Below are 24752 nucleotides of genomic sequence, written 5' to 3'. Positions count from 1 at the left end.
AATCGAGCCCCAATGTGCCAATGTATAATTTTTGCTATAGTGTTAATTTATCTTGCCATACCACACGCTTGCTGGTAAGTTTTCTTTTAACGGAAGCGTTTCGTCACCGGTGTGGCGCCTGGACTTCAAATCCAGTGGAACGGTTAGTCCCGTTCGGTAGGTTCGACTCCTATACGCTTCCGCCATCTCCGCTTTTACTCACCTTGTCTGTTAGAAATATCTCTAAACAACTCCTTCACCTTCACTCATAAGCCACTTTTCAACCGCGTCAATCTGAGCCGACACTGATTCCGGGCCTGTGCTACCAGGTGTCCCTCTTCTTTTGACTGCCTCATGATAGTCAAGCACCATATAAATGTCCTTACCAATGCTTGCATCAAAACTACGAAGCTCATCAAGGGAAAGATCTTCCAGCCCCGCGCCTTTTTGTTCAGCGTAAGCAACTGCCCGGCCTGTAATGTGGTGAGCCTCCCTGAAAGGAATGCCTTTCAGGACCAGATAGTCTGCCATTTCAGTAGCGTTGAGGAATCCCTTTTTCAAAGCAGCTCGCATTGAGTCGTCATTGAATGTCATTTCCTCAATCATTCCTGTCATAACTCTCAGACACGAATTAACCGTCTGATGCGCTTCCACCATAGGGGCCTTGTCTTCCTGCATGTCACGATTGTATGTTAGGGGAAGGGCCTTCATGGTGGTTAGAAGTGCCATGAGCCTGCCATATACTGATCCTGTTTTACCCCTGATGAGTTCAGCTACGTCAGGATTTTTTTTCTGGGGCATAATGGAAGAACCGGTACTGTATGCGTCAGAAAGATTTATAAATCCGAATCCAGGGTTTGACCAGAGAATTATTTCCTCACAGAATCTGCTTAAGTGAGTCATGATCAGGGATCCGGCAAACAGCGCTTCCAAGACAAAATCCCGATCACTTACCGCGTCCATGCTGTTGGCAAATACGCCCTTTAAACCAAGTTGCGACGCAATACTCTCAGGTATCACCGGATACGTTGTTCCGGCCAGAGCAGCTGCCCCAAGGGGTGATATTCCTGTCCTTTGCAGGATTTCTGTCACACGCTCATAATCGCGCTTAAACATTTGAACATAGGCCAGCAGATGGTGTGCCAGACTGACCGGCTGTGCCGGCTGCAGATGAGTATACCCTGGCAAAAGCACATCCTGACCGGCCTTGGCCTTGGTTAGAAAAACTTGCATTAGTGATTTTAACTCAACTTGCCAGGTAGTCAGGCACTCAGCTGTATAAAGTCTGAAATCAAGGGCAACCTGATCATTTCGGCTGCGACCTGTATGCAGTTTCTGACCGGCAGGTCCGATGATTTCTGTCAGGCGCTTTTCAATGTTCATGTGAACATCCTCGAGAGCTTTTTCCCAGACAAAAGATCCATTTTCAATTTCTTCACGAACCTGATCAAGACCTGATTTAATTTGCCGGGCTTCTTCCTCAGTCAACACTCCCTGATCAGCCAGCATAGCTGCGTGGGCCTGCGATCCCGCAATATCATGCACATAAAGATGGCTATCATAGTCCAGAGACTGAGTGAACTCCTCCACAATAGAAGAAGTTGAGCCCTTAAATCTGCCGCCCCAAAGTTTTAAATTCTTGTTCTTCAAGGCAGTCACTAACCCCTCTTGGTCATCCGGGACAGAGTCATCAGCCTCAAGCCGTTGAGACGGATAAAGCCTTCTGCATCACGCTGATCATATACCTCATCCTCTTCAAAGGTGGCCAGGTCAGGATTATAAAGTGAATAATCAGAACGTCTGCCTATGGGATATACCCCCCCCTTGTAAAGTTTTAGCCTGACTTCACCAGTAATCTTTTCCTGGGTTTTGTCCACTAAGGCCTGCATGGCCTCGCGCTCCGGAGAAAACCAGAAACCATTATAAACTAAGCCCGCATACCTAGTAATGAATTCGTCTTTTAGATGCATACTTTCACGGTCCAGACAAAGACCTTCGAGATCCCTGTGAGCAATGAAAAGAATTGAACCTCCCGGGGTTTCATAAACACCTCTGGATTTCATACCCACAAACCTGTTTTCCACCATGTCAAGACGACCAATACCATGCTTTCCTCCCAGCAAATTGAGCTGCTTGAGCAGCCTGGCAGGAGTCATCTTTCGTCCATCAATGCTGACCGGATCTCCAGCTTCAAAACCCAGGGTAATAACTTCGGGCTCATCAGGCGCATTTTCAGGCGCCACTGCAAGATGATAACTTCCCGGGCCCGGCTCCATCCATGGATCTTCCAGCTCACCACCTTCAAATGACAGATGTAAAAGATTACGGTCAGAGCTGTAAGGTTTTTCTTTGGTTACAGGGACAGGAATATTATTTTCGCGGGCAAAAGCAATTAAATCTTTTCTGGAGTGCAGATCCCATTCACGCCACGGGGCAATGGTCTTTAAAGAAGGTTCCAGGGCCATTGCAGTCAGTTCAAAACGGACCTGATCATTGCCTTTGCCAGTAGCACCGTGTGCAATGGCCTGGGCACCTTCTGCTACAGCTATTTCCACCATTCTTTTGGCAATGAGCGGCCTGGCAATGGATGTTCCAAGAAGATAACGTCCTTCATATACAGCACCGGCTCTAAACATGGGAAAAACAAAATCCCGGACAAATTCTTCCTGCAAATCTTCAATATAAGCTTTGGAAGCTCCGGTTGAGAGAGCCTTTTCCTCAAGACCGTCCAGCTCTTCTTCCTGACCCAGGTCTGCTGTAAAGGTAATAACCTGGCATGAATAAGTATTTTTAATCCACTTCAATATCACAGAGGTATCTAAACCTCCTGAGTAGGCCAGCACTACTTTTTTTATATCCGTCATTTCAGATTCTCCAAAATAAATGATGAAAAGAGTCAGATTGTATCAGCTTAACAACTTACAAGTAACTACAATGTTTTTGCCAATAAAATCAGATGTTTACAGTTTTCATATTTTGACGATTTTTGCTCATGATTGATGCACATTTGCCAGAAAAGTTCCGTCAAAGATGAGAGCTTTGCGCCTGGTACAGGGACTGTCCCTCGCTGTGTAGATTTTTTCATCAAAGCAAATTTCTTCCAGGAACCAATGCAGAATCAATCTTTTTTATAGTACCTCGCGGGGACTGTCCCAATTTCCAGAAAAGTGACAGAGTCTTAAAGTTACTCGCAGGTTCGGTCCTGGTCCGCCCAGGTGAGGCGCTTCTAAGTAACTAAAACCAAATTCTCAACAAAATCAGACGGTTAGAGTTTTCACAATTTTAAGATTTTTACATATGATTGATTCTCAATTACCAGAAAAGTTCCGTCAAAGATGAGAGCTTTGCGCCTGGCACAGGGACTGTCCCTCGCTGTGTAAATTTTATCATTAAAACAAATCTCTACCAGGAACCAATGCAGCATCAATCTGTTTTATAGTACCTCGCGGGGACTGTCCCAATTTTCAGAAAAGTGACAGACTCGTAAAGTTACTCACAGGTTCGGTCCCGGTCCCCCCGGGTGAGGAGCTTACAAGTAACTTCAAATGTATCTGCAATATAATCAGTGCATTATGGTTTTACCATATAGATTGCTTCGGTCTCTTAAGCTCCCTCGCGGGTGACAGGTTTTGAGCAACTACACCCCTGACAGTTCAGGTGTCATTGCGAGCGAGTCTTCGAGCGCGGCAATCTCTAACGTGTTGAGGCTGTTACCTCTTTTTTTGTGGCTTAAGCCACATTTCAAAGAAGCGGCTGGAGCCGCAAGTACTAAACGTCCCCAGGCTGGAGCCTCAGGGAACGAGGGGTATAAGTTACTCACACGTTCGGTCCCGGTCCCCCCGGGTAAAGCGCTCTTATGTAACTAAAATTACGCTTACGGGCAGTGCCTACTGCACAATCCACTCTAAGATTGCCTTTTGCATATGCAGCCTGTTTTCCGCCTGATCCCAGACCAGAGAACGATTTCCCTCAATAACCTCTTTTGAAATTTCCTCTCCCCGATGTGCCGGCAAACAATGAAGAACTTTTACATTATCATCAGCATATGAAAGCAACTTGTCATCCACACAAAAACCATAGAAGGCCTTTTCTCGTTTTTGCTGCTCACTTTCCTGCCCCATGGAGGCCCACACATCTGTATTTACATAATGTGCACCCTGCACCGCTTCAGCTGGATCATGAGTTACGTATATTCTGGCCCCCATGTGTAAAGCCCTTTCCAGAATATCCTGTTTGGGCTCATAGCGACGTGGAACAGCTACATTAAGTTGAAAAGGAAAATAAACAGCAGCATTTATCCAGGAATGAGCCATGTTATTGCCATCCCCAACCCAGGCCACTGTCAGATCACTGAAGTTGGGAGTTCTTTCGTAAATGGTCAGAAGATCACTCATTACCTGACAGGGATGATATTCATCAGAAAGTGCATTAATGACCGGAATTGTGCTGTGCCGTGCAAGGACCTCGAGATTATTTTGAGCATAAGTTCTGACAATCAGACCATCTGCATATTTGGACAGAACCCTGGCTGTATCTTCAAGAGGTTCGCTTCTGCCAAGCTGCGAGTCTTTAGAAGACATGAAAACATAATGCCCCCCAAGTTGACTTATACCCACTTCAAAAGACACTTTGGTCCTGGTGGAAGCCTTTTCAAATATTAGTATAAAAGACTTGCTCCTTAAGATGTCTGACCTGAGGCTGTTTTTTTTCATCTCAGCAGCCCGCTTAACAAGCTCATGGGCCTCATTACGCTTAAGATCCAATATCGTCAGAAAATCTTTTTTCATTCATTGCTCCCAGACTGTGCCAGCTTGATGATAACTGGCAATGCCTTGAAAATTTTGCAACTATAATGATGCATGATGTATTTTTTTCGACAAAAGAATTATTATGCCTCATGATTCATCACTTGTAAAGATTGAAAAATCGGGATTGATTAAACCTTATGCACAGGGGAAGCAAATGACAGGCACACTGCAGCATCAAAGACGACCATAAGTAACAGAAATATTTATCTAATGCGGGCTGTGCCCGCAACCCAGTTTAAACAGACATCGTTAAGTTGTGGCTGTAGCTGGACTTTTCAGGCTGAAAGTAGAAGGCAAAAGACTGAAGGCTGAAGGCTGAAGGCTGAAGGCTGAAGGTAGAAGGTTGAAGGTAGAAGGTAGAAGGCTGAAGAATTCGGATTTCGGACCTTATTTGTCTTGTCAGTGTTTAAAAATTTGTAATAGTTTAGCCATTTGCATGTGGCACGGCTTCCTGCCCGGAGGCATACAGCCCGGAGGGGGACTGGCTCTTCTGGGACCCACTTGTCTCAAAAGTGAGACGTTTAAATCATCGGTTGATCCTCAAGTTGGGTCCAGAGTGCCTGTCCCCTGCTTTCCTTAAAAAAGGGCTAAACTATTACAAAAATTTATTGTTTTTTGCTACATGATAGGAGCGCTAAGTTACTAAATAAATACAAAAAAATATCAATTGAATGGTTTGATTTGCAAAAAAAGATAAATGATGATAATAATAACGATTGACACAAATGGCAAAAGTCGACTGTGACCTTTGCATTTTGACTGAGACATTTTATTCAGTTGAATACACTAAGTCTAAGCGTAGCCATTCAACAGGGGCGAGCTGGAGGTTAAATTTTGTTTTGGTTGCTGACAAAACCAGCCTCAGATGAAAGACCTTAGACTGTTTGCATCTGGCTTAAGACCTTTAACCTTGGACCTTGGACCTCATGCTCTATTCAGCATTACAGACTAATTTATTAATAAATTCCCGGAGTTAAAAAACATGGTCAATAATCTTTACAACTTAATATTCAGCGACATGTCAAAGCTGTGCTATACAAACTGTCTTCAGCTTTATCCTGAGAAAGCTCAAATCCTGGATGTTGGTATCGGCAATGGCGTCATGATTAAGAAAAACCACAAACTCATTAAAGAAAAAAACCTTCAGATAATTGGACTGGATATAAACAAACACTACTTGGAGCATTGTCGCAAGCTTATCAGTGAGTATAGTCTGGAAAACCAGGTTCAGGTTATCCAGGAGTCGGTTTTGAAGTTCACCCCGCCCAATAACATCAACTTTGACTATGTTTTTTTCGGACAAAGCTTCATGCTTATGAGTGAACAAAAGGAAATACTGGAAAAAACCAAGCAATGGCTCAAACCTGAAGGCAAGGTTGTTTTCTTCCAGACAATGTTTAAAAACAAGTCCAAACTTATGGAGTTTGTCAAACCCAGGCTCAAGTTTCTTACAACTGTTGATTTTGGAAAGGTGACTTATGAAAAGGAGTTTTACAAATTGCTAAGTGAGGGGAACTTTTCTTCGTGTGAAGACAAACTGCTCAAGAAAAATGTATTTAAAGGTGAGCATCGACTGATAATCACTCAGCCTCAAAACGTAATGCAGCATTAGTAACTTACTGCCTCAATCCTGTAGAAAAAAACAATAAAATTTATTACCCTGACAAGAGCAATAATATTCAAGATCCTTATTCTTCAGTCTTCAGTCTTCAGCCTTCAGCCTTCAGACTTCAGACTGAAAATTATGGTTATCGCCCCAACTTAACGATCCTTTTTTAAATTGGCTTGCGGGCAAAGCCCGCCTTAGACACTGAGAATATGTATCTGATGGGGGAACCTTGTGCCCCCCCATATCCTGATCCGGATTGCTACAATCCAAATACCACCCGGTCCTGATATTCAGCCTGTTTGCCTTTATTCCACATGTTTACCGGCCTGTAATACCCCACCACCCTTGTATAAACTTCAGTGTCTTTGCCGCAATCAGGGCACTCAGGATGTTCACCCACAATATAGCCATGCTTCTTGCAGACTGAAAATGTGGGGGTAATGGAAATATAAGGCAGTTTGGTCATGGACATGGCTTTAACAATAAAACTTTGCAAGGAACCACAATCTGCCACAGATTCTCCCAGAAAAGTATGAAAAACCGTTCCACCTGTGTAAAGGGGTTGAAGCTTATCCTGGTGCTCCAGAGCTTCAAAAACATCCGAGGTCGCTCCCACTGGCATAGCGGTTGAGTTTGTATAGTATGGCACGCCGTTACCTGAAGCATAAATTGAATTGTAAAGCTGTTTGTCTATTTTGGCTAAGCGATAGCTGGTTCCCTCGGCCGGAGTTGCTTCAAGGTTGTAAAGATTGCCTGTCTGTTCCTGATAACCAACCGTCAGATCCCTTAAGTGATTAAGAACTTTTTGCATAAGCCTTGTTCCTGCCTGGGTTTGAATACCTTTGCCCAGCAGATTCATGCAGGCTTCATGGCCGCCAATGACCCCAATGGTGCTGAAATGGTTTTTCAATCCATTTTTCAGGTACCTTTTGGAAAATGGAAAAAGACCTCGTTCCATGTTGTCGGTAATAAATTTTCTTTTAAACTCAAGAGAATCTCTGGCAAATCCTGCGTATTCAGTAATAATGTCCAGATAATCCTGCTCTCCCTGTGCCAGAAACGCCAGCTTGGGCAGGTTCAATGTTACCACTCCGATAGAACCGGTCAGATCACCGGCACCAAACAGCCCTCCGGTTCTTTTACGCAGTTCCCTGAGGTCCATCTGCAGACGGCAGCACATGGAGCGCACGTCTTCAGGGCTCAGATCTGAGTTAATGAAGTTTTGAAAATAAGGAACCCCGTATTTGGCTGTCAACTCGAGCAACAGTCCACCCACCTCGCCATCCCAGGGAAAATCAGCTGTTACATTGTAGGTAGGAATGGGAAAGGAGAATATTCGGCCATGATAGTCTCCTTCAAGCATCACCTCGAGGAATGCTTTATTAATCATTTCCATTTCAGGCGTGAACAGGGAGTAGCTTTCATCCATGATCTTACCACCAATAATCACCCCTTCCCGGGCAATATGTTTTGGAGGAACAAGATCAAAAGTCAGGTTGGTGAAAGGGCTCTGACCTCCCCACCTTGATGTTGTATTGAGGTTAAAAACAAACTTCTGGATGGCCTGCTTGACCTCCGGATAGGAAAGGCCGTCATGCCTGATAAAAGGCGATAGATAGGTATCTACATTATTAAATGCCTGCGCTCCTGCCCATTCATTTTGCAAAGTACCCAGAAAGTTCACCATCTGACCAAGGGCCGAGTCAAAGTGTTTTGCTGGACCGGAAGAACATTTGCCTTCAAGATTAAACCCTTCAAGTAAAAGATCCCTGAGGCTCCATCCCGCACAATAACCAGCCAACCCAAAAGAAAGATCATGAATATGAAAGTATCCATGCTCATGAGCCAGACGTACTTCCTCAGGATACTTTTCAAGGGAATACCGGGCCTGGACCGAGCCGGACAAATGCAGCATAAGCCCCTGAAATGAGTGGCCCATATTGGCATTTTCATTAACACGCCAGTCAGACTTGTTAACATAGTTGTCTATGGTTTCCCGGATGTTCAGAAAAGCTTCATGCTGTGATCTGAGTTCACGGCGCTTTTCACGGTAAATAATATACTTTTTAGCCACATCAAAAAGTCTGGACTCCATAAGCACCATTTCCACCATATCCTGGACCAGTTCCTGGTCAGCCACATCCATTTCTGCAAGCTTGTGCTCAACCCTGCGGGCTAGCCTGGTGGCCAGTAAAGGATCCTTGATACCACTGGCCTTTAAGGCCTTGAGGATTGCCAGACCGATACGATCTGTAGACCATGATTCAAGCCTTCCATCTCTTTTTCTTATTTGTTTAGGCATAGTTAGGTTTCCTTATGAATATCACGATAGTCCATTTTCTAAACATTCCTGATATTTCTGTATGTGAAGATCAAAACCACCAGGCAGATATGACCTGACCTCCTGAATGTCATCACTGGTCAGACCGGGTACCCTGGTGCAGCGAAACATGAACCTCTCCGGACACCCTTGAGCCAGGCCAAAAATTTCATCAGCCCTGTAACGCGCCTCGGAAGAACTGACAAGACCGCCGCATAAATGAGGATACTTGTTCCAGGGGCCTTTTACATCAACTGCAATTGTTTTGACCATGGACTGCCTGAGTGCCAGCTCAACAGCATCCGGCCTCTGGCCGTTGGTGTCAATCTTCATGGGAAGTCCAATGGATGAAAGTATGCGCAGCAAATCTTCAAAACCTGGAATAATGGTAACTTCACCCCCGGTCAGCACCAGGCCGTCCAGCCATTTTTTATTTTTCTGAACACGCTTTAAAACTTCAAGGTGATCAATATTGGAAGAAACACAATTTTTCCAGGCAAAAGAAGCATTATGACAGGTAGGGCAGCGCAAATTGCACCCCCCGAAAAAAAGTACTGCACTCACCTTGCCTGGCCAGTCACAAAGACTTGCCGGTTGAAAGCCGCACAGATAGTCCCAGAATTTACCGGAAATATTAGCATCAAACATAGTAGTACCCCGCTAACTGGATGATGGGGCCAGAAGGTCTTTTTCCGAGTGTCCTCGCCCCGGAATTAAGTTACAGATAAGACTCAGGACAGGTCTTCTGGCTCGTCCTTCTCTTTGGGCCTTCCCACGCGAAAAAAATATTAACAGCGCAGTGACCATTGACGAAAAAGAGAATTGTTATGGACTTACAGCGGCGGGACCGCCCCGGACTTGCACCGGAGTTCCCTATTAAGGCCTTGCGGCCATCCTGAGCTAAAATATAATGAGAGTTAAGAGTTAACTGTTAATTGTTAATTGTTAATTGTTGAAGGAAAAGTAATAATAATTTCAAGCGATTACGATCAAAGCAATTCTTGACATTAGTAAGCTCCCCACCCGGGCGGCCCGGGACCGAACCTGTAAGTAACTTATACCCCTCGTTCCCAGGCTCCAGCCTGGGAACGTTTTTCTCTTGCGGCTCCAGCCGCTTCAATAAAATGTGTCTGGAGCAACAAAGAAAAGATGTAATAGCCTTAGCACGTTAGAGATTGCCGCGCTCGAAGACTCGCTCGCAATGACACATGAGGTGTCAAGGATGTGGTTGCTGAAAACCTGTCACCCACGAGGGAAGCTAAGCGACCGAAGCAATCTGTATAGTAAAACCGTAATGCTCTGAATTTATTACATATACTATTGTAGTTACTTGTAAGCTCCTCCCCCGGGCGGCCCGGGACCAAACCTGCGAGTAACTTTAGGATACTGTCACTTTTCTGGAAATTGGGACAGTCCCCGCGAGGTACTATAAAAAAGATTGATGCTGCATTGGTTCCTGGAAGAAATTTGCTTTGATGAAAAAATCTACACAGCGAGGGACAGTCCCTGTGCCAAGTGCAAAGTTCCCATCTTTGACGGAATTTTTCAGGCAAATGTGCATCAATCATAAGCAAAAATAGTAAAAATATGAGAATTGTAACCGTCTGATTTTGTTAGCAAAACGATTCCAGTTACTTAGAAGGTTAGGAAAATGCAGTAAATCCATGAAGTTGCACAAGCATTTTTTTAATGAACAGTAAAGTATGTCAAAAAAACTTTTGGATGAAAACTAATCTACCATGAAAAAAGCTTTTTTGGCTGCATTGCATACTGGACACTTGTCAGGCGGATCGCCTGCGCCTGTATAACCGCAAACAGAACAAACATGATAGTCAACATCCTGCTGATTGTCCAGACCATCCAAAGCTTCCTTGTAAAGACCTGCATGAATTTCTTCCACGGCATTGGCAAATTCAAATGACCTCTTAACAGCGTTTTTGCCTTCTTCACCTGCCTCTTCTATCATCTGTGGGTACATGCTCTTGAACTCGTGTGTTTCACCTGCAATGGCATCTTTCAAATTTTCTGCAGTGCTCTTGATTCCACCCAAATGCTTTAAGTGAGTGAAGGCGTGCACTGTCTCAGCTTCAGCTACTGCTCTAAACAACTTTGCCACTTGCGTAAATCCTTCTTTCTCGGCCTGACGGGCGTAAGCCAGGTATCGCCTGTTTGCCTGGGACTCACCGGCAAAAGCTTCCTCTAAATTTTTCTGAGTCTTGGTCATACTTGCTCCTTTTAAAATGAATTTCCAATAAACCCTTAGTAACTTACCACTACAACCCTTTAGTAAAAAACAATAAATTTTTCAACACTGACAAGACCAATAATGTCCAAAATCAGAACTCTTCAACCTTCAACCTTCAGCCTTCCAGCCTTAAGCCTTCTAACCTTCAGCCTTCCAGCCTTCTAACCTTCCAGCCTTCAGCCTTCAACCTTCAGCCTTCACAATAGGCGTTGCGGGTACAGCCCGCTTCGGTGCATAAGCCTCAATACGCAATGGGTATAACATAAAAAAGTACAGCAAAAAAATGAAACACACTGCCGAGAAGAACCATTACATGCCAGAGAGCATGGTGGTACTTCAATCTCTTCCATGCATAAAAAGCCAGACCAGAAGTATAGCACAGGCCACCGGCCAAAAGCAGGATAATGCCCCCCGGTTGCACTGAGTCCAGCAATGGCTTGGCCGCAACTACTATTACCCAGCCCATGCCCACATAAAGGACTAATGAAATGGCAGTTTTTCTGCATTGCGATACTGCGCTTAATATAATTCCCAGCACGGCCAACCCCCAGATCAGACCGAAAAGAGTCCACCCCCAGGGGCCGCGCAGATTTACAAGAGTAAAGGGAGTATATGTTCCGGCGATTAAGATAAAAATAGCTGAGTGATCAAGAATTCTGCAAAGCTGCTTCCTGGCTGGATCCTGCACAGTGTGGTAAAGAGTTGAAGCCGTGTAAAGAATAATGAGGGTGGCTCCGTAAATGCTGCAGCTTACAATGTGCCATGCACTGCCCAGAATCCCGGCAAACGCAGTTAAGACTGCCAACCCGGCAATAGACAGGACTATTCCCAGTCCATGTGTTATGCTGTTGGCTATTTCCTCATTTCGAGAGTAACGGGGAAGCATACTGTCTGTCATATTAAACCTCTTGACCACAGGTATTTAGCCCCCCTGAACTGATATGTCAATCCATGGTCTGAACTGATAACTATATTCATGGCTGGACAGTTGCGGCAACCTGAATTAATATTAACAGCTTTACTCGGTATGGAGGTATTGGTTTTTTTTGCAAGCATTTTTTTTACGAGTTCACCACAGTCATTCCGGTTGAATAAGTAATATCTATGCACAGATTAACAACATTATAAAGGAGAGTTTATGAAATTATTAAAATCAGCATTTCTCGCAGGTCTTTGTCTGTTTCTTTTTGCCTGCGATCAATCAAGCCCTGAACCCCAGGCAGGACAGCAGCAGGAAGCGCCCATCACCCTGGAAACATCCAAAGATAAGGCCAGCTATGCCCTCGGCCTTGATATAGGCAATAACATTGCCCAGGGTGAAATGGACATTGACACCCGCATCCTTGTCCGCGGACTGCAGGACGCTCTTGAAGACAGGCAGCCCCTTATGACTGAAGAAGAACAGTTTGAAGCCCTCATGGCTCTGCAGCAGGAGTTCATGCAGGCTCAACAGGAAAAAGCTCAGCAGCAGGCCCAGCACAATCTTGACCTTGGTGCCACCTTTATGGACGATTATAGAGATCAGGATGATGTAATGGAAACCGACTCAGGGATTCTTTATCGTATTCTGACTGAAGGCGATGGAGAAAGGCCGGCAGCAACAGATATCGTCACTGTGCATTATACAGGAAGAACAGTTGACGGTACTGTATTTGACAGTTCTGTGGAAAGAGGCGAACCAGCCACCTTTCCCCTGAATCAGGTCATATCAGGGTGGACAGAGATTCTGCAGCTGATGCCTGAAGGATCCAAATGGGAAGTGGTCATTCCACCAGACCTCGCGTATGGCGATCAGCAGGCCGGACCTGTTATCGGGCCAGGCTCCACTCTGATTTTTGAAATTGAACTTTTTGAAATCCAAAGTCCTGAATAAACTTACTTATTCAGCGCCCTGCTTTATCAGGCTCAAGCATTAAAGCAGGGCGCCTTGTTTTAAAACAGGTAAATCTTATTTAAGCTCATGCTTTTTTTCTAAGCTCTGTCACAGTCTCACCGCCTATACCCCAATTATCTGTATCCACCTCATCAATAATTACAAAAGTGGTTTTAGGATTTTTTCCCAGAACATCACGCAAAAGATCTGTAACCCCTTCCATCAATTTCTTTTTTTGTTCTGCAGTAGCCCCTTCTTTTGTGATCCTGATATTTACGTAAGGCATAGGCTCCCTCCCCCTTCGTTGAGGTAAATTAAAAGTAACAGTTCACCACATTTTTCACTTTTCCGTACAGGCTGCCATCACAGCATGGTAAATAGATACAATTAAAACCCATTTTCAAGGCCAGGATTTACAAGCGCGCTATCCTCCTGACTGTTGATAACCATAGGTGCCGGGCAGTCTTTTACGTCCACTTTTCTACCTTCAATACTAAGCCTTCCCTGAGCCAGCCACTGAATCGCCTGGGGAAAAATACGGTGTTCCATTTTCAGAATCCTGGCACCAAGAGTTTTGGCGTCATCCCTGTGTAGACCAGGCACAGCAGCCTGAATGACAACAGGTCCATGATCCATTTTTTCGTCCACAAAGTGAACACTGCAGCCGGATATCTTAACCCCATAGTCAACCGCCTGTTGCTGGCCGTTAACTCCAGGAAAACAGGGTAGAACAGCTGGATGGATATTAAGAATTTTATCAGGAAAACTGTTTATAAAATGAGGAGTCAAAATACGCATGAACCCGGCAAGAATGACTGCCTCAGCACCTGACTCTCTGATCAACTGCACAAGAGCGGCGTCAAAGTCTTCTCTTGAATCGTAAGCTGTATGCTTCACTACTTTTGTAGGCAAACCGTGTTTTTCTGCCCGCTCTAAGCCATAGACTCCATTTTTATTACTGAGCACTAACCTGATCCTGGCATCCAGGACTCCCTGCTCGATCTTGTCAATTATTGACTGCAGGTTGGACCCGCTTCCTGATAATAATACAGCTATATTTAAAGGCATAATTCACCTGTCATGATATGTTGTGCATCTTAAATTTTTTTCAGATTATCTCAGCCCTGCCCTGCGCAGCAGATATTGTCCATATTGATTTTTGCTCAACGGCGCAGCAAGAGCAATTAATTCATCTTTGGTTATATAACCCATCTCAAAAGCTATCTCTTCAATACAGGCAACTTTAAGTCCCTGCCTTTTTTCAATAACTTCAATAAAGTTACTGGCCTCCAGCAGGCTCTCATGGGTTCCTGTGTCTAACCAGGCATAGCCACGACCAAGAAGTTCTACCTTGAGCCGTTCCTGATCCAGAAAAGCCTGATTAACAGAAGTAATCTCCAGCTCGCCACGTTCTGAAGGCTGCACAGATTCTGCCACCTGCACCACATCATTGGTATAAAAGTATAACCCGACAACTGCAAAGTCAGACTTGGGTGTTTCTGGTTTTTCTTCAATGGACAAAGCATTCATATCTTTGTCAAATTCCACAACCCCATACCTGCGTGGATCGCTTACCCTGTAACCAAATATTACTGATTTTCGCTCATTGGTGACAGTCTGCACAGAATTTCGCAAAATACTGGTCAAGTTATGACCATAAAATAAATTGTCTCCGAGAACTAAGCAGACATCGTCGTCACCAATAAATTCCCGCCCAATAATAAAAGCTTGTGCCAGGCCATCAGGGGCAGGCTGGACAGCGTACGAAAAACTCATACCAATATCATGGCCATCACCCAGCAGATCTTCAAACAGAGCCAGATCACGCGGAGTAGAGATAATAAGTACTTCCCGGATGCCGGCCAGCATGAGAACCGACAGGGGATAATATATCATGGGCTTGTCATAAACAGGAATTAATTGTTTACTTACCCCCCTGGTAAGCGGGTAAAGCCTGGTACCACTACCACCTGCTAAAATTATTGCTTTCATCTTACCTCTCTTGAAGTTTGCCCCGAGGCTGTTAGTTCAGTCCTTTTCATTCTGCAAGAGGACTGTTGTCTACTCATCAGGGATAAATCAGTCTAAAAAAATCTTCTGGTCCAGAACTGAGATTTTACTCCACCAATAAGTTGTTTAAACACCAGACCAGGCAAAAATAGCATCGCCATAGCTGCAAAAACACAATACATATCTAAGCCTTGAAAATTCAATCTTTTTAACTGAGCCAGCGGAATACCTTTTGACTCTTTAATTACCCTTGCCCAGGCTATGGTTTTGCGATTGGCAAATCTGCATAATAGTCTCTTAACCTCACGATCATCTAATTGAGGCAGGACGGACTCAACCCTGCTTAAAACCGGATGCTTGCCTGTTGCATTGGATATCTTTGCTGTAACCATGTTGTCTGCATCAAGATGATAGACAGCTGTAGGCACAGGCAGCCTGACCATTTTCATACCTTGCAGAAACAGTTTGAGCCATGTTGCCTCATCTCCACCTCTTAAAGCGCTGCCCTCAGGAAATAAACTGCCTTCAGTCAGAAAATTCCTTTTCAAAGCAATAGTATTGGTTGTGATTAACTCAAGCCCTTTAAGCCGTGCCTGTAAATACTCGCATAGCTCAAAAACATGGCTCTCAAAATGTTTTCGGACATAATTGTCAGCAACCCAGCTCTGCTCCTTTTGCAGATAAGAACCCGTAGACACTCCCTGGCAACCGGGGTGTTCCTTAACAGCTTTTCTGACAATAGCTAAATGATCCTGCAGCCATTCATCATCTGCGTCAAGAAAACAAACCCACTTCCCCCTTGCCAGGCTGATACCGAGATTTCTTGCTGCATACCCACCAGGGCCTGGTCTCATGCGCCGAAAACGCCTGACCCTTTCATCCTTATACCCTCGGGAAATATCAGAACTCTCATCACTTGAAGCATCATCAATAAGAATCAACTCCAGATCAGCATAACTCTGATTAAGGGCGGACTTTACTGCACGGTCCAAATACCGGCCTTTGTTATATACTGGAATTATAACTGAAAAAAATGGTTTCATTTTTGATAAAGCATAACAGCGATAATTAATTTAAATATTAAGTTTACCTGGCCGGTCCATCTAAGACTTACCACTTTAATCCTGCCTGCCCCAAGATGCAGATCCCAAGGATTTCCTGCAAAGCAAGTTTTTTCCGGAGTCGTAAAAAACAAAAAAATTTGACACTGATAAGAGCAATAAGGTCCAAGATCGTAAATCTTCAGTCTTCAGCCTTCAGCCTTCAGCCTTCAGCTTTCAGCTTTCAAAAGTACAGCTCTCCCCTAACTTAACGTCCGTTGTTTAAGTAGGGTTGTGGGCACAGCCCGCATTAGACTGACAGCCCACATTAGACATGCAACCTTGCAAATATTCAGAAAAGAATCAATAAGATTTTATCCCCTGGACAGAGCTGATGCCTATCTTTATATATGTTGACGAAACCCCAAAAAAACTTTTTCCGATAAGCTCATTTAAACGCAAGCTGGGTATTGGCCGTTTTGACGCCTGATCTTTCGGCTGGTTTACGGTTTGAGATCGGCAAAAATGCCTGTCTCCGGTGGGCGAGGTAACAATTAATTCCAAATGTCGCTGTAGTGCTGCTAAGCGCTTATATTTACAGGAAAATCACACAATGATTCACAAACAGATACTTGCTGGAATTGCTCTTTTAATTCTATTGACATCTACTGTTTTTTTTATTGCATACAGAGCCAATACTGAACTGCAGGACATTGTTACTTCACAGTTCAATACACAGCAGCTTCTTTTAGCTCGCAACATTGCTCTGGACATTGAAACCCATTTTGAGTTCATTGAAACAGCTCTGACAACCTATATGAGTTCTGACAACTACGATCTTCAGGCAAAAACCCGTAGTTCATATCAGATACTTAAGAGTTGGCAGGTATTGGCTCTTGGCAAACTGGCTGTCCCCGGAGATCAGGGACTTTTGATTTCCAGCCCGGAAATTGATTCTTTGCAGGATCTGGGTCTTAAATTTCCCTGGGATGAATTCAAGGAGCACATGTCTTCAGGCCCACACAGCCCTTTTTTTCACAGTCAGACCATCAAGCCTGAAAATGGACCATTTGCCCATACCCATGTCCAGTTTATTGCTGCTGTATCACAACCCGGGATGAGCGCTCCTGTCAATGCAGACCCTCCGTTAGGATCTGCAGCTTCTTTTATCCTCGTGGATGCCATGGGCATAGCCCACCGTTACGCACACGGAGTGGTTTCAGGACTCACCGGATATCCATGGGTTATAGATAACAAGGGCTATTTCATGTATCATGTGGAGAAGGATTTTGTCGGCAATAATTCTTTTAATGTTCGCAGCGAAAGGAACCCCGACATATCATATCAGAGAATAAACACGCTGGTTGCAGACAAGCTGCTTAAGGGAAAGGAAGGTACTGACTGGTATATTTCCGGGTGGCACTGGAATATGAAAAGGGAGATGAAAAAGCTTTTTGCTTACAGTCCCGCGTTAATTGTACCTGCAGAAAATGATGAGTCCAATGCAGTATTGTGGTCAGTCGGCCTGGCAGTTCCTGAGAGTGAAGTTTACGGGCTGATTCAGCCTGTTGTCATCAGACAGTGGATAGTTGCTGGAATCTTTATGTTCACTTTTGTTGCCGGCCTTATGGTGCTTTACCTGATATCACTGCGCTGGAACCAGGACCTTGCTGGAAAGGTTGAAGAAAAAACACGGCATCTTATGACTTCAGAAACTTTATTACGCAAGGAAAAGGAAAAGGTGGAACTCAGCCTTCAGGCCCTGCTGGAAACCCAGCAGGAACTTGTACGTTCTGAAAGGTTTGCAGCCATAGGGGAGGCTGCCTCTCATCTTTCCCACGAAATAAAAAATCCTCTAATGCTTATGTCCGGCTTTGCAACGCAGGTCATGCGCACTCTACAGGAGAATGATCCAGGCCGCGAAAAACTGCAGATCGTTTCCCAGGAAGCAAAACGACTGGAAAAAATGCTCAACCAGGTCAGAGATTTCACCAGGCCTCAATCTCCCAGCAAAACCAAATCTCAAATAAACAACCTTATCCAGGAAACAGTCAAGCTGGTCAAGGAAGAACTGGATCTTGTCAATGTTAACCTTAGCCTCAACCTTTCTCCTGAACTTCCTGAAGCAAAAGTTGATCAGTCCCAGATAAAACAGGTGCTTATAAACCTGGTAAAAAATGCGTGGGAAGCCACTCCAGGAGGCGGGTCCATCACCATTAGCTCAAACCTTGTAAACAACCGTATCCAAGTGACTGTAGAAGACACCGGGGCAGGGATATCCAAAGATAAACAAAAAGAAATATTCAACCCCTTCTTCACCACAAAGGACAAAGGTACTGGGCTTGGACTGGCGGTAACTTACAGGATTATTCAAGATCACCAAGGAGAGATCAGGATGGACAGCAAGCTGGGCAAGGGAACAACCTTTTCTTTTTACCTGCCTCTGTATTAAGGAAAGCAGACGCACAAAAAAGATAAGCCCGGACAACTTGCCCGGGCTTAAGCTTTGAATTTATTTACTTTATTTGTTCAGTCTGACTGGACTGGATTTGTTGATGGTGCCGAAGGGGAGACTCGAACTCCCACGGGGGAACCCCCACTAGACCCTGAACCTAGCGTGTCTACCAATTCCACCACTTCGGCACGTAAAAGGAGAAATTATACCAAACCTATTTTCTTGACAAGCTTTTTTTTCCAAACTTCAAAAAATTCTAAGCGTGCAAGTGCTTGATGAGGAGCGTAATTTAATATAATTAATTGACCTTCAGGTCGTTGCGTTGCTGTTTTCAAACGCAAAGCTGGTCTGAAACATGTTTCACTCTTTATACAATATGTAGAATATCATTAAGTCATGGTGATTATAAAAATCTACAGACTGAAGGCTTAAGAGTGATAAACCTGGACCTTAGACCTTGGCCCTTGGATTTAGTAGCTTGCTCCTGAAACCCTGTCATAAAAAAACAAGAAAATTTGAACAGCAAAGGACTCAAAGTTAAAGACAATAAAGAAGATATTTTTTTGAAAACCGGGCATCGGTTTTCAAAAAGGCTGCCTTTTCATTTGCCGCCTGCCTTGTTAAACAGACGAAGTCACTGTCGCAGTCGGGTTTAACTGGGTTCCCCGGCAAATGAAAAAACTTCTTTCTTCCTTTGCGCCCTTTGCGTCTTGAGTGAGTCTTCGAACGGGCGGTAAAAATATCTTTTTTGGGTTGTGGGCACAGCCCGCATTGACTCTTGGACTTTCCTAAACCTCAACAAACGGCTGAAATACTTAATGATAGCTCATGACATAAACATTCTGGAAAGAAAAATTGATGCATCCTGCCTCACTATTGGAAACTTTGACGGGGTGCATGTTGGACATTATCAGTTAATCACCAAAGTCAAAAAAAGAGCCAGGCTCATGGGTTTGTCCAGTGTTGTCATGACTTTCGATCCCCACCCCATGCGGGTGCTGGTTGATAAGAAAAGCCCGCCCTTTATTACTCTGACGGACCAAAAGCTCAAGCTGATAGATGAAATCGGGGTTGATCATACATTGTGCATTCATTTCAACCGCAAGCTTGCCGCTTTGGAACCGGAAGACTTTGTCCGCACTTTTCTGGTGGATAATCTCAAGGTCAAAGAGCTGATTATCGGCTATGATTACGCTTTTGGCAAAGGACGTAAGGGAAATTTTGCCTTGTTGCGCGAATTAGGGCTTAAATATGGCTTTTCTGTTGATCAGTTTCCGCCGGTTATGGTAGATGGTGCCATTGTCAGTTCAACCCGAATCCGGGACCTTGTAGAGGAAGGACGGGTTTGGGAGGTACGGCCTCTTCTGGGCAGATTTTACAACGCTGAAGGCAAGGTAATAACAGGGCAACAAAGAGGTGGGGCACTGCTTGGTTTTCCCACAGCTAATATCCTCCTCAAGGACGAACTCTTTCCTAAAACAGGAGTGTATGCTGTATGGTCTGAAGTTAAGGGAAGGGTCCGGCCGGCAGTAGCTAATATCGGGTACAACCCAACCTTCAGCAATGACTATCTTTCAGTGGAAGTCCATATCTTTGACTTTAATCAGGACATATATGAGCAACCATTCAAGGTTCATTTTGTGCAAAGGCTGAGATCGGAAATAAAATTTTCCGGTATCCAGGAGCTAAAACAGCAGATTGAGAAAGATTGCTTCCTGGCTCGAGAAATATTATCAACACCTGATTCCATGCTGGTTTAAGAAAGGTATATGCCCAGGCGATTTACATATGACACGAGAAAATGAGCTTCTAAGTAACTACAAACGTATATGCAATAAATTCAAAGCATTAAGGTTTTACGATACAGATTGCTTCGGTCGCTTAGGCTCCCTCGCAATGACAGGTTTTCAGCTACCACATCCCTGTCAGCTCAGGTGTCATTGCGAGCGAGTCTTCGAGCGCGGCAATCTCAAACGTGCTAAGGCTGATTTTTTAGTTACTCACAGGTTCGGTCCCGGGCCGCCCGGGGGAGGAGCTTACAAGCAACTATAATTATTTTGCTAATAAATTCAGACAGTTACAGCTATCACATTTTTATGATTTTTACATATGTTTGATTCTCAATTACCAGAAAAGTTCCGTCAAAGATGGGAGCTTTGCGCCTGGCACAGCTTCCTGCCCGGAGGGGGACTGTCCCTCGCTGTGTAGATTTTTTCATCAAAGCATATTTCTTTCAGGAACCAATGCAGCATCAATCTGTTTTATAGTACCTCGCGGGGACTGTCCCAATTTCCAAATATTGGGACTGTTCTTCAAGGTGGAGGCGGCTTCCAGCCGCCTGGTCTTTAATAGCCTGCAGGATGCAGGCTCCACGTTTGAAGACAGTTACTCGCAGGTTCGGTCCCGGGCCGCCCGGGTGTGGTGCTTAAAACCTTAAACAGATACAAGAAAGGATAAAATGAACGATAAACCTGAATCCCTCAAAAAGGTGAACATCATACTGAACAATAAGCTGAAAATGCTTGGAGGTTTGCTTTCTGACAAAAAGGCCCGGGACATCCTGCTCTTTAACGTCAGCAACTACTCCAGTGTCTTTGAAGGTATTATTGTGGCAACAGCCCACGGCAATAGACATTGCAGAGCTCTTGCTGATCATCTTCTGGATGAGATCAAAAAGCAAAACCTTGAGTACCTTGGTATGGAAGGATATCAGGAAGGTGAATGGATACTTCTTGATCTGAATGAAATTATTATCCACCTTTTTACCGAGGAAACCAGACTCTTCTATAACCTTGAAGGTTTCTGGACCAAAGGTTCTAAAATTGAACTAACTGAAACGCCTGGAACTAATTCGTAGATTTGCAACTCAGAAACAGTTTTCATTCTCGCTCTGTGCAAACACTGCAGGCATCAAAACATAATTAACAAGACAGCGATACGCTATCCAAACTTCCTTTTAGAAGGCTGGCTCTCGTATTTATTTTTCTAAAATCTGAAAATTCAGTGCAGGAAAAATAAATACAAAGCCCCAGCCTCCGGAGGCTCGGGCAATAATGCTCACAAACTATCGCTAAAGCACTAATGGAGCACAAAATGCAAAACTCCTCAATCAGGCCTGTCCTCTTATTAATCCTTGACGGTTGGGGGATTGCCCCGAAAGGTCCAGGAAATGCTATATCCCAGGCCACAACTCCCAACCTCGACAACATATTCAAAACATTTCCTTCAAATCAGCTGCGGTGTTCCGGCTCTCATGTCGGCCTTCCAGATGGACAGATGGGTAATTCCGAGGTTGGTCATCTGAACATTGGTGCAGGCAGAGTTGTTTATCAGGATATTATGCGTATCAATTTGAGTATTGAAAAAAATGAACTTTCTCAAAATCCAGAACTGCTCCAGCTCTTTAACAGCATAGAAGCAGGCGGACGACTGCATCTTATGGGCCTGGTTTCAGATGGAGGCGTTCACAGCCTTCAGGACCACTTGCACAGTTTACTTGATATTGCTGTCCAGAAAGGCATAACCAGTATTTTTGTACACTGCATCTTAGATGGTCGTGACACTACTCCCAACAGTGGTGCAAATTTTGTCCAGAACCTGCAGGACCATATACAAAAAGTGGGATCAGGACGCATCGCCACAGTAGCAGGCAGGTACTATGCCATGGACAGAGATAAAAGATGGGAAAGAACTGAACAGGCTTACGATGCTTTGACCCTGGGATCCGGGCCAACTGCAAATGATCCGGTTGAGCTGATTAAAGAATCTTATGCCAGAGGTGAAACCGATGAATTTGTAAAACCCCATGTTCTGGTGCAAAGTGACGGAACCCCTGTTGCTACAATTCAGGATGGTGACGGGGTTGTCTTTTTCAATTTCCGGGCCGACAGAGCCAGGCAAATGACTCAGGCCCTTACTGACAGCAATTTTCAAAACTTTAATCGGAAAAAAGCTCCTGACATTCATATGCTGACCATGACAAGATATGAAAAGGACTTTAACCTTCCGGTTTTATTTCCTCCGCAAGAGATGCAAGGCATACTTGCTGAAGCCGTGGCTGAAAAAAAGCTGACGCAATTACGATTGGCTGAAACAGAAAAATATGCTCATGTTACATATTTTTTTAATGGTGGAACAGAAGATCCTTTTCCAGGAGAAGACAGAATTCTGGTACCATCTCCGAGAGAAGTAAGTACTTATGACCAGAAGCCGGAAATGAGCGTCCTTGAAGTCACCAGCATTTTAACTAAAAAAATAAGCAGCAAAGCCCATAATCTCTATATATGTAACTTTGCCAACCTGGACATGGTTGGACACTCCGGCAGCATTCCGGCCACTATTAAGGCCTGCGAAGTTGTAGACCAATGTGTTGGCAAGGTGGTTCAGGCGATTCTGGAACAGGATGGAACAATGCTGCTCACTGCTGACCACGGTAATGCTGAAGACATGTTAACTGACAATGGTAAAACAAAAACATCACACAGCATGAACCCAGTACCCCTATGTTTTATAAGCAACAATGGTAAAACAAAAACATTGCGCCCTGAGGGCATCCTGGCGGATATTGCTCCAACTATCCTGGACATTCTTAAAATTAAAATACCCGAGCAGATGACCGGTAAAAGTCTGCTGGAGGATTAATAGATGGGAGAAAGAAAATTTGTTTCTCCAGTCAGGCCTGTGGGCATGGAACTGGTGATGTTTTACCCATGCCCTTACTGCCAGAGAAATGTTCCTTTGCTGGCCCCTACAGAACCGGCCATGGGTGACTGCGATTCCTGTGGACGCCAGTTTCCTGTTGTGCCCATTGACAACACAACCACTCAGTATATCAAGCTGATCCTGAATAACGGACAGGCAGCCATTGACCCTGAGTATGTCTGAGTACTTCAGGGTGAGGAGCTTACAAGTAACTTCAAAAAAACTGGACCCCGGATCAAGTCCGGGGTGACGGTTAGAACAAACTATTACTCTTGTCATCATTCCGACGAAAGCCGGAATCCAGGTTTTTTCCCCAGACTTGAGCCTGGGAACGAGGGGTATAAGTTACTCACAGGTTCGGACCCGGCCGCCCGGGTGAAACGCTTCAATTCCCCAAAGGCATGACAAGAAATTAAGATGGATCTTGTGAACATCCACAAATCCTCAATTCACCAATCAGTTCCCACCATCAAGATATGGATCATGATGCATAAGATAATTCTGAACATAATCTTTGATCCCTTCCTGGAGAGAATGAAATCTGATCCCGCAACCGCTGCTGTTTAGCTTATCCATGGGAGCGCAAGTATAATACTGATATTTTCCGCGCAGATGTTCGGGCATTTCAATGTACTCTATCTCAGGTTTCATTCCCATAGCATTGAAGACTGCCAGCACCAGTTCATTCCATGTTTTGGCCTTTCCATATCCCAGATTGAAAATCCCATTGATCTCCCTTGTTTCTAAAAACCAGGCCATGACCTTTAGACAGTCCTTAAGGTAAACAAAATCTCTTTTTTGTTCTCCATGATCATACTCAGGATGGTAAGACTTAAACAAACGAACCTTGCCTTCTCCCTGGATTTGCCTGAAGGCCTTGCGCACAACACTTTGCATGTCTTCCTTGTGATACTCATTAGGACCATACACATTGAAAAACTTTAAACTGACTACCTTGCTCAACAAACCTTTTCTCTGCAGCCATAAATCAAAAAGCTGTTTGGAGAATCCATACATGTTTAAAGGTTTTAGCTTAGATATGTGCTCATGAGAATCAGAAAAGCCCAGTGAGCCGTCACCATATGTAGCTGCACTGCTCGCATTAATGAATCTGGCGTTGGCATTTAAGCAGAAACGGGCCAGGCTTTTAGAATAATTTAGGTTGTTCATCATAAGATAATCAGCATTTCTCTCTGTTGTTGACGAGCACGCACCCATATGAATCACTGATTCCACATTATCAAACTCTTTACGTTCAAGACGGGGGATAAAGTCATCCTTGTGAATATAGTCCTTGAACTTAAGGTTAACCAGATTTTTCCATTTTTCTGTCAGCCCAAGATTATCAACCACAATAATATCAGTAATGCCCATTCGGTTCAGCTGGTATACAAAACCGCTTCCAATAAAGCCTGCTCCTCCAGTAACAATATGCAACTTAAAACTCCTTGCTTGCGAGTTGAAAAATTATCAGTTATTTTTTAAGGGTAACAAATGACAGCTGGTTTAATGGCACATCCCGCCTGAGGCGAACATTGCCAGCAAAGCATGCAGCACAAATTAAGCAGTCCCGTAATGCAAGTCAACAAGATACAGGACTGCTTTATTAAGAATATTGAGCAGATGTACCTGGAAATAACAAGGGATAATAATAACCAGGAAAACCGCCTCTAAACATCTATGATTCTACTAATGCCTCCTGCTTCCTGTTT

19 protein-coding genes, 2 tRNA genes and 1 riboswitch are annotated in these 24752 nt (G+C 44.3%); of the genes, 8 read left to right on the top strand and 13 right to left on the bottom strand.

The window, feature by feature from the left end; translation table 11 throughout:
* The first annotated feature begins 91 nt into the window (after positions 1–91).
* Positions 92–185 (top strand) — tRNA-Sec (locus LZ23_RS05800).
* A gap of 37 nt (positions 186–222) precedes the next feature.
* Here the strand turns inward: LZ23_RS05800 and argH are convergent.
* From argH to argF, 3 genes are all read right to left on the bottom strand, one after another.
* Complete coding sequence (gene argH, locus LZ23_RS05795; protein ID WP_045212411.1) at positions 223–1629, bottom strand: argininosuccinate lyase; 1407 nt, start codon at positions 1627–1629, stop codon at positions 223–225.
* 8 nt (positions 1630–1637) lie between these two features.
* Complete coding sequence (locus LZ23_RS05790; RefSeq protein WP_045212392.1) at positions 1638–2843, bottom strand: argininosuccinate synthase; 1206 nt, start codon at positions 2841–2843, stop codon at positions 1638–1640.
* 1023 nt (positions 2844–3866) lie between these two features.
* Positions 3867–4766: an ornithine carbamoyltransferase gene (gene argF, locus LZ23_RS05785; protein ID WP_045212390.1), complete on the bottom strand. Its 900-nt coding sequence runs from the start codon at positions 4764–4766 to the stop codon at positions 3867–3869.
* 1003 nt (positions 4767–5769) lie between these two features.
* On the opposite strand from argF, the gene LZ23_RS22365 reads away from it, so the two are divergent.
* Positions 5770–6399: a class I SAM-dependent methyltransferase gene (locus tag LZ23_RS22365; RefSeq protein ID WP_052507146.1), complete on the top strand. Its 630-nt coding sequence runs from the start codon at positions 5770–5772 to the stop codon at positions 6397–6399.
* 256 nt (positions 6400–6655) lie between these two features.
* Here LZ23_RS22365 and LZ23_RS05775 read toward each other — a convergent pair whose 3' ends face one another.
* From LZ23_RS05775 to trhA, 4 genes are all read right to left on the bottom strand, one after another.
* Positions 6656–8698, bottom strand: coding sequence for a ribonucleoside triphosphate reductase (locus LZ23_RS05775; protein ID WP_045212388.1), 2043 nt, complete (start codon positions 8696–8698; stop codon positions 6656–6658).
* 21 nt (positions 8699–8719) lie between these two features.
* Positions 8720–9364, bottom strand: a complete 645-nt coding sequence (locus tag LZ23_RS05770) for a radical SAM protein (protein ID WP_045212387.1) — start codon at positions 9362–9364, stop codon at positions 8720–8722.
* 70 nt (positions 9365–9434) lie between these two features.
* Positions 9435–9629: riboswitch (cobalamin riboswitch) on the bottom strand.
* A gap of 816 nt (positions 9630–10445) precedes the next feature.
* Positions 10446–10940: a rubrerythrin family protein gene (locus LZ23_RS05765; RefSeq protein ID WP_045212385.1), complete on the bottom strand. Its 495-nt coding sequence runs from the start codon at positions 10938–10940 to the stop codon at positions 10446–10448.
* Between the two features lie 262 nt (positions 10941–11202).
* Positions 11203–11859 carry a PAQR family membrane homeostasis protein TrhA gene (gene trhA / locus LZ23_RS05760; RefSeq protein WP_045212384.1) on the bottom strand — a complete coding sequence of 219 codons (657 nt, stop codon included), beginning with the start codon at positions 11857–11859 and terminating at the stop codon, positions 11203–11205.
* Positions 11860–12099: 240 nt separating this feature from the next.
* Here trhA and bamJ point away from each other — a divergent pair, with 240 nt between their 5' ends.
* Entirely contained in the window at positions 12100–12834 is a 735-nt protein-coding gene (gene bamJ, locus LZ23_RS05755) for a BamJ family beta-barrel-assembly machinery protein (protein WP_045212382.1), read from the top strand.
* Between the two features lie 85 nt (positions 12835–12919).
* On the opposite strand, the gene LZ23_RS05750 is transcribed toward bamJ, so the two are convergent.
* The 4 genes from LZ23_RS05750 to LZ23_RS22360 form a co-directional block, all read right to left on the bottom strand.
* Positions 12920–13120, bottom strand: a complete 201-nt coding sequence (locus LZ23_RS05750) for a 2-hydroxymuconate tautomerase family protein (RefSeq protein ID WP_045212380.1) — start codon at positions 13118–13120, stop codon at positions 12920–12922.
* Positions 13121–13221: 101 nt separating this feature from the next.
* Positions 13222–13902, bottom strand: a complete 681-nt coding sequence (purN, locus tag LZ23_RS05745; RefSeq protein WP_045212379.1) for a phosphoribosylglycinamide formyltransferase — start codon at positions 13900–13902, stop codon at positions 13222–13224.
* Positions 13903–13947: 45 nt separating this feature from the next.
* The gene (gene rfbA / locus LZ23_RS05740) at positions 13948–14826 is read right to left on the bottom strand and encodes a glucose-1-phosphate thymidylyltransferase RfbA (RefSeq protein ID WP_045212377.1); all 879 of its coding nucleotides are present in this window, start codon (positions 14824–14826) and stop codon (positions 13948–13950) included.
* Between the two features lie 92 nt (positions 14827–14918).
* Positions 14919–15887, bottom strand: coding sequence for a glycosyltransferase family 2 protein (locus tag LZ23_RS22360; RefSeq protein ID WP_052507145.1), 969 nt, complete (start codon positions 15885–15887; stop codon positions 14919–14921).
* Positions 15888–16497: 610 nt separating this feature from the next.
* Between LZ23_RS22360 and LZ23_RS05730 the strand changes: the two genes are divergently transcribed.
* Positions 16498–18336, top strand: a complete 1839-nt coding sequence (locus tag LZ23_RS05730; protein ID WP_052507144.1) for an ATP-binding protein — start codon at positions 16498–16500, stop codon at positions 18334–18336.
* A 104-nt stretch (positions 18337–18440) separates the two neighbouring features.
* Here the strand turns inward: LZ23_RS05730 and LZ23_RS05725 are convergent.
* Positions 18441–18527: transfer RNA gene (locus LZ23_RS05725), tRNA-Leu, on the bottom strand.
* Between the two features lie 630 nt (positions 18528–19157).
* Here LZ23_RS05725 and LZ23_RS05720 point away from each other — a divergent pair.
* From LZ23_RS05720 to LZ23_RS23915, 4 genes are all read left to right on the top strand, one after another.
* Complete coding sequence (locus LZ23_RS05720) at positions 19158–20099, top strand: bifunctional riboflavin kinase/FAD synthetase (RefSeq protein ID WP_045212375.1); 942 nt, start codon at positions 19158–19160, stop codon at positions 20097–20099.
* A 698-nt stretch (positions 20100–20797) separates the two neighbouring features.
* Positions 20798–21196, top strand: coding sequence for a ribosome silencing factor (rsfS, locus tag LZ23_RS05710; protein WP_045212371.1), 399 nt, complete (start codon positions 20798–20800; stop codon positions 21194–21196).
* 236 nt (positions 21197–21432) lie between these two features.
* Positions 21433–22980, top strand: coding sequence for a 2,3-bisphosphoglycerate-independent phosphoglycerate mutase (gene gpmI / locus LZ23_RS05705; RefSeq protein WP_045212369.1), 1548 nt, complete (start codon positions 21433–21435; stop codon positions 22978–22980).
* Between the two features lie 3 nt (positions 22981–22983).
* On the top strand, positions 22984–23223 hold the full coding sequence (locus LZ23_RS23915) for a hypothetical protein (protein WP_045212368.1): 240 nt from the start codon (positions 22984–22986) through the stop codon (positions 23221–23223).
* Between the two features lie 273 nt (positions 23224–23496).
* On the opposite strand, the gene rfaD is transcribed toward LZ23_RS23915, so the two are convergent.
* Positions 23497–24477: an ADP-glyceromanno-heptose 6-epimerase gene (gene rfaD / locus LZ23_RS05695; protein ID WP_045212367.1), complete on the bottom strand. Its 981-nt coding sequence runs from the start codon at positions 24475–24477 to the stop codon at positions 23497–23499.
* Positions 24478–24752 lie beyond the last annotated feature (275 nt).

The organism is Desulfonatronovibrio magnus (assembly GCF_000934755.1).
Lineage (GTDB): Bacteria > Desulfobacterota > Desulfovibrionia > Desulfovibrionales > Desulfonatronovibrionaceae > Desulfonatronovibrio > Desulfonatronovibrio magnus.
The sequence above is the reverse complement of the archived record's forward strand: the minus strand, read 5'-3'. Positions and strand labels throughout refer to the sequence as shown.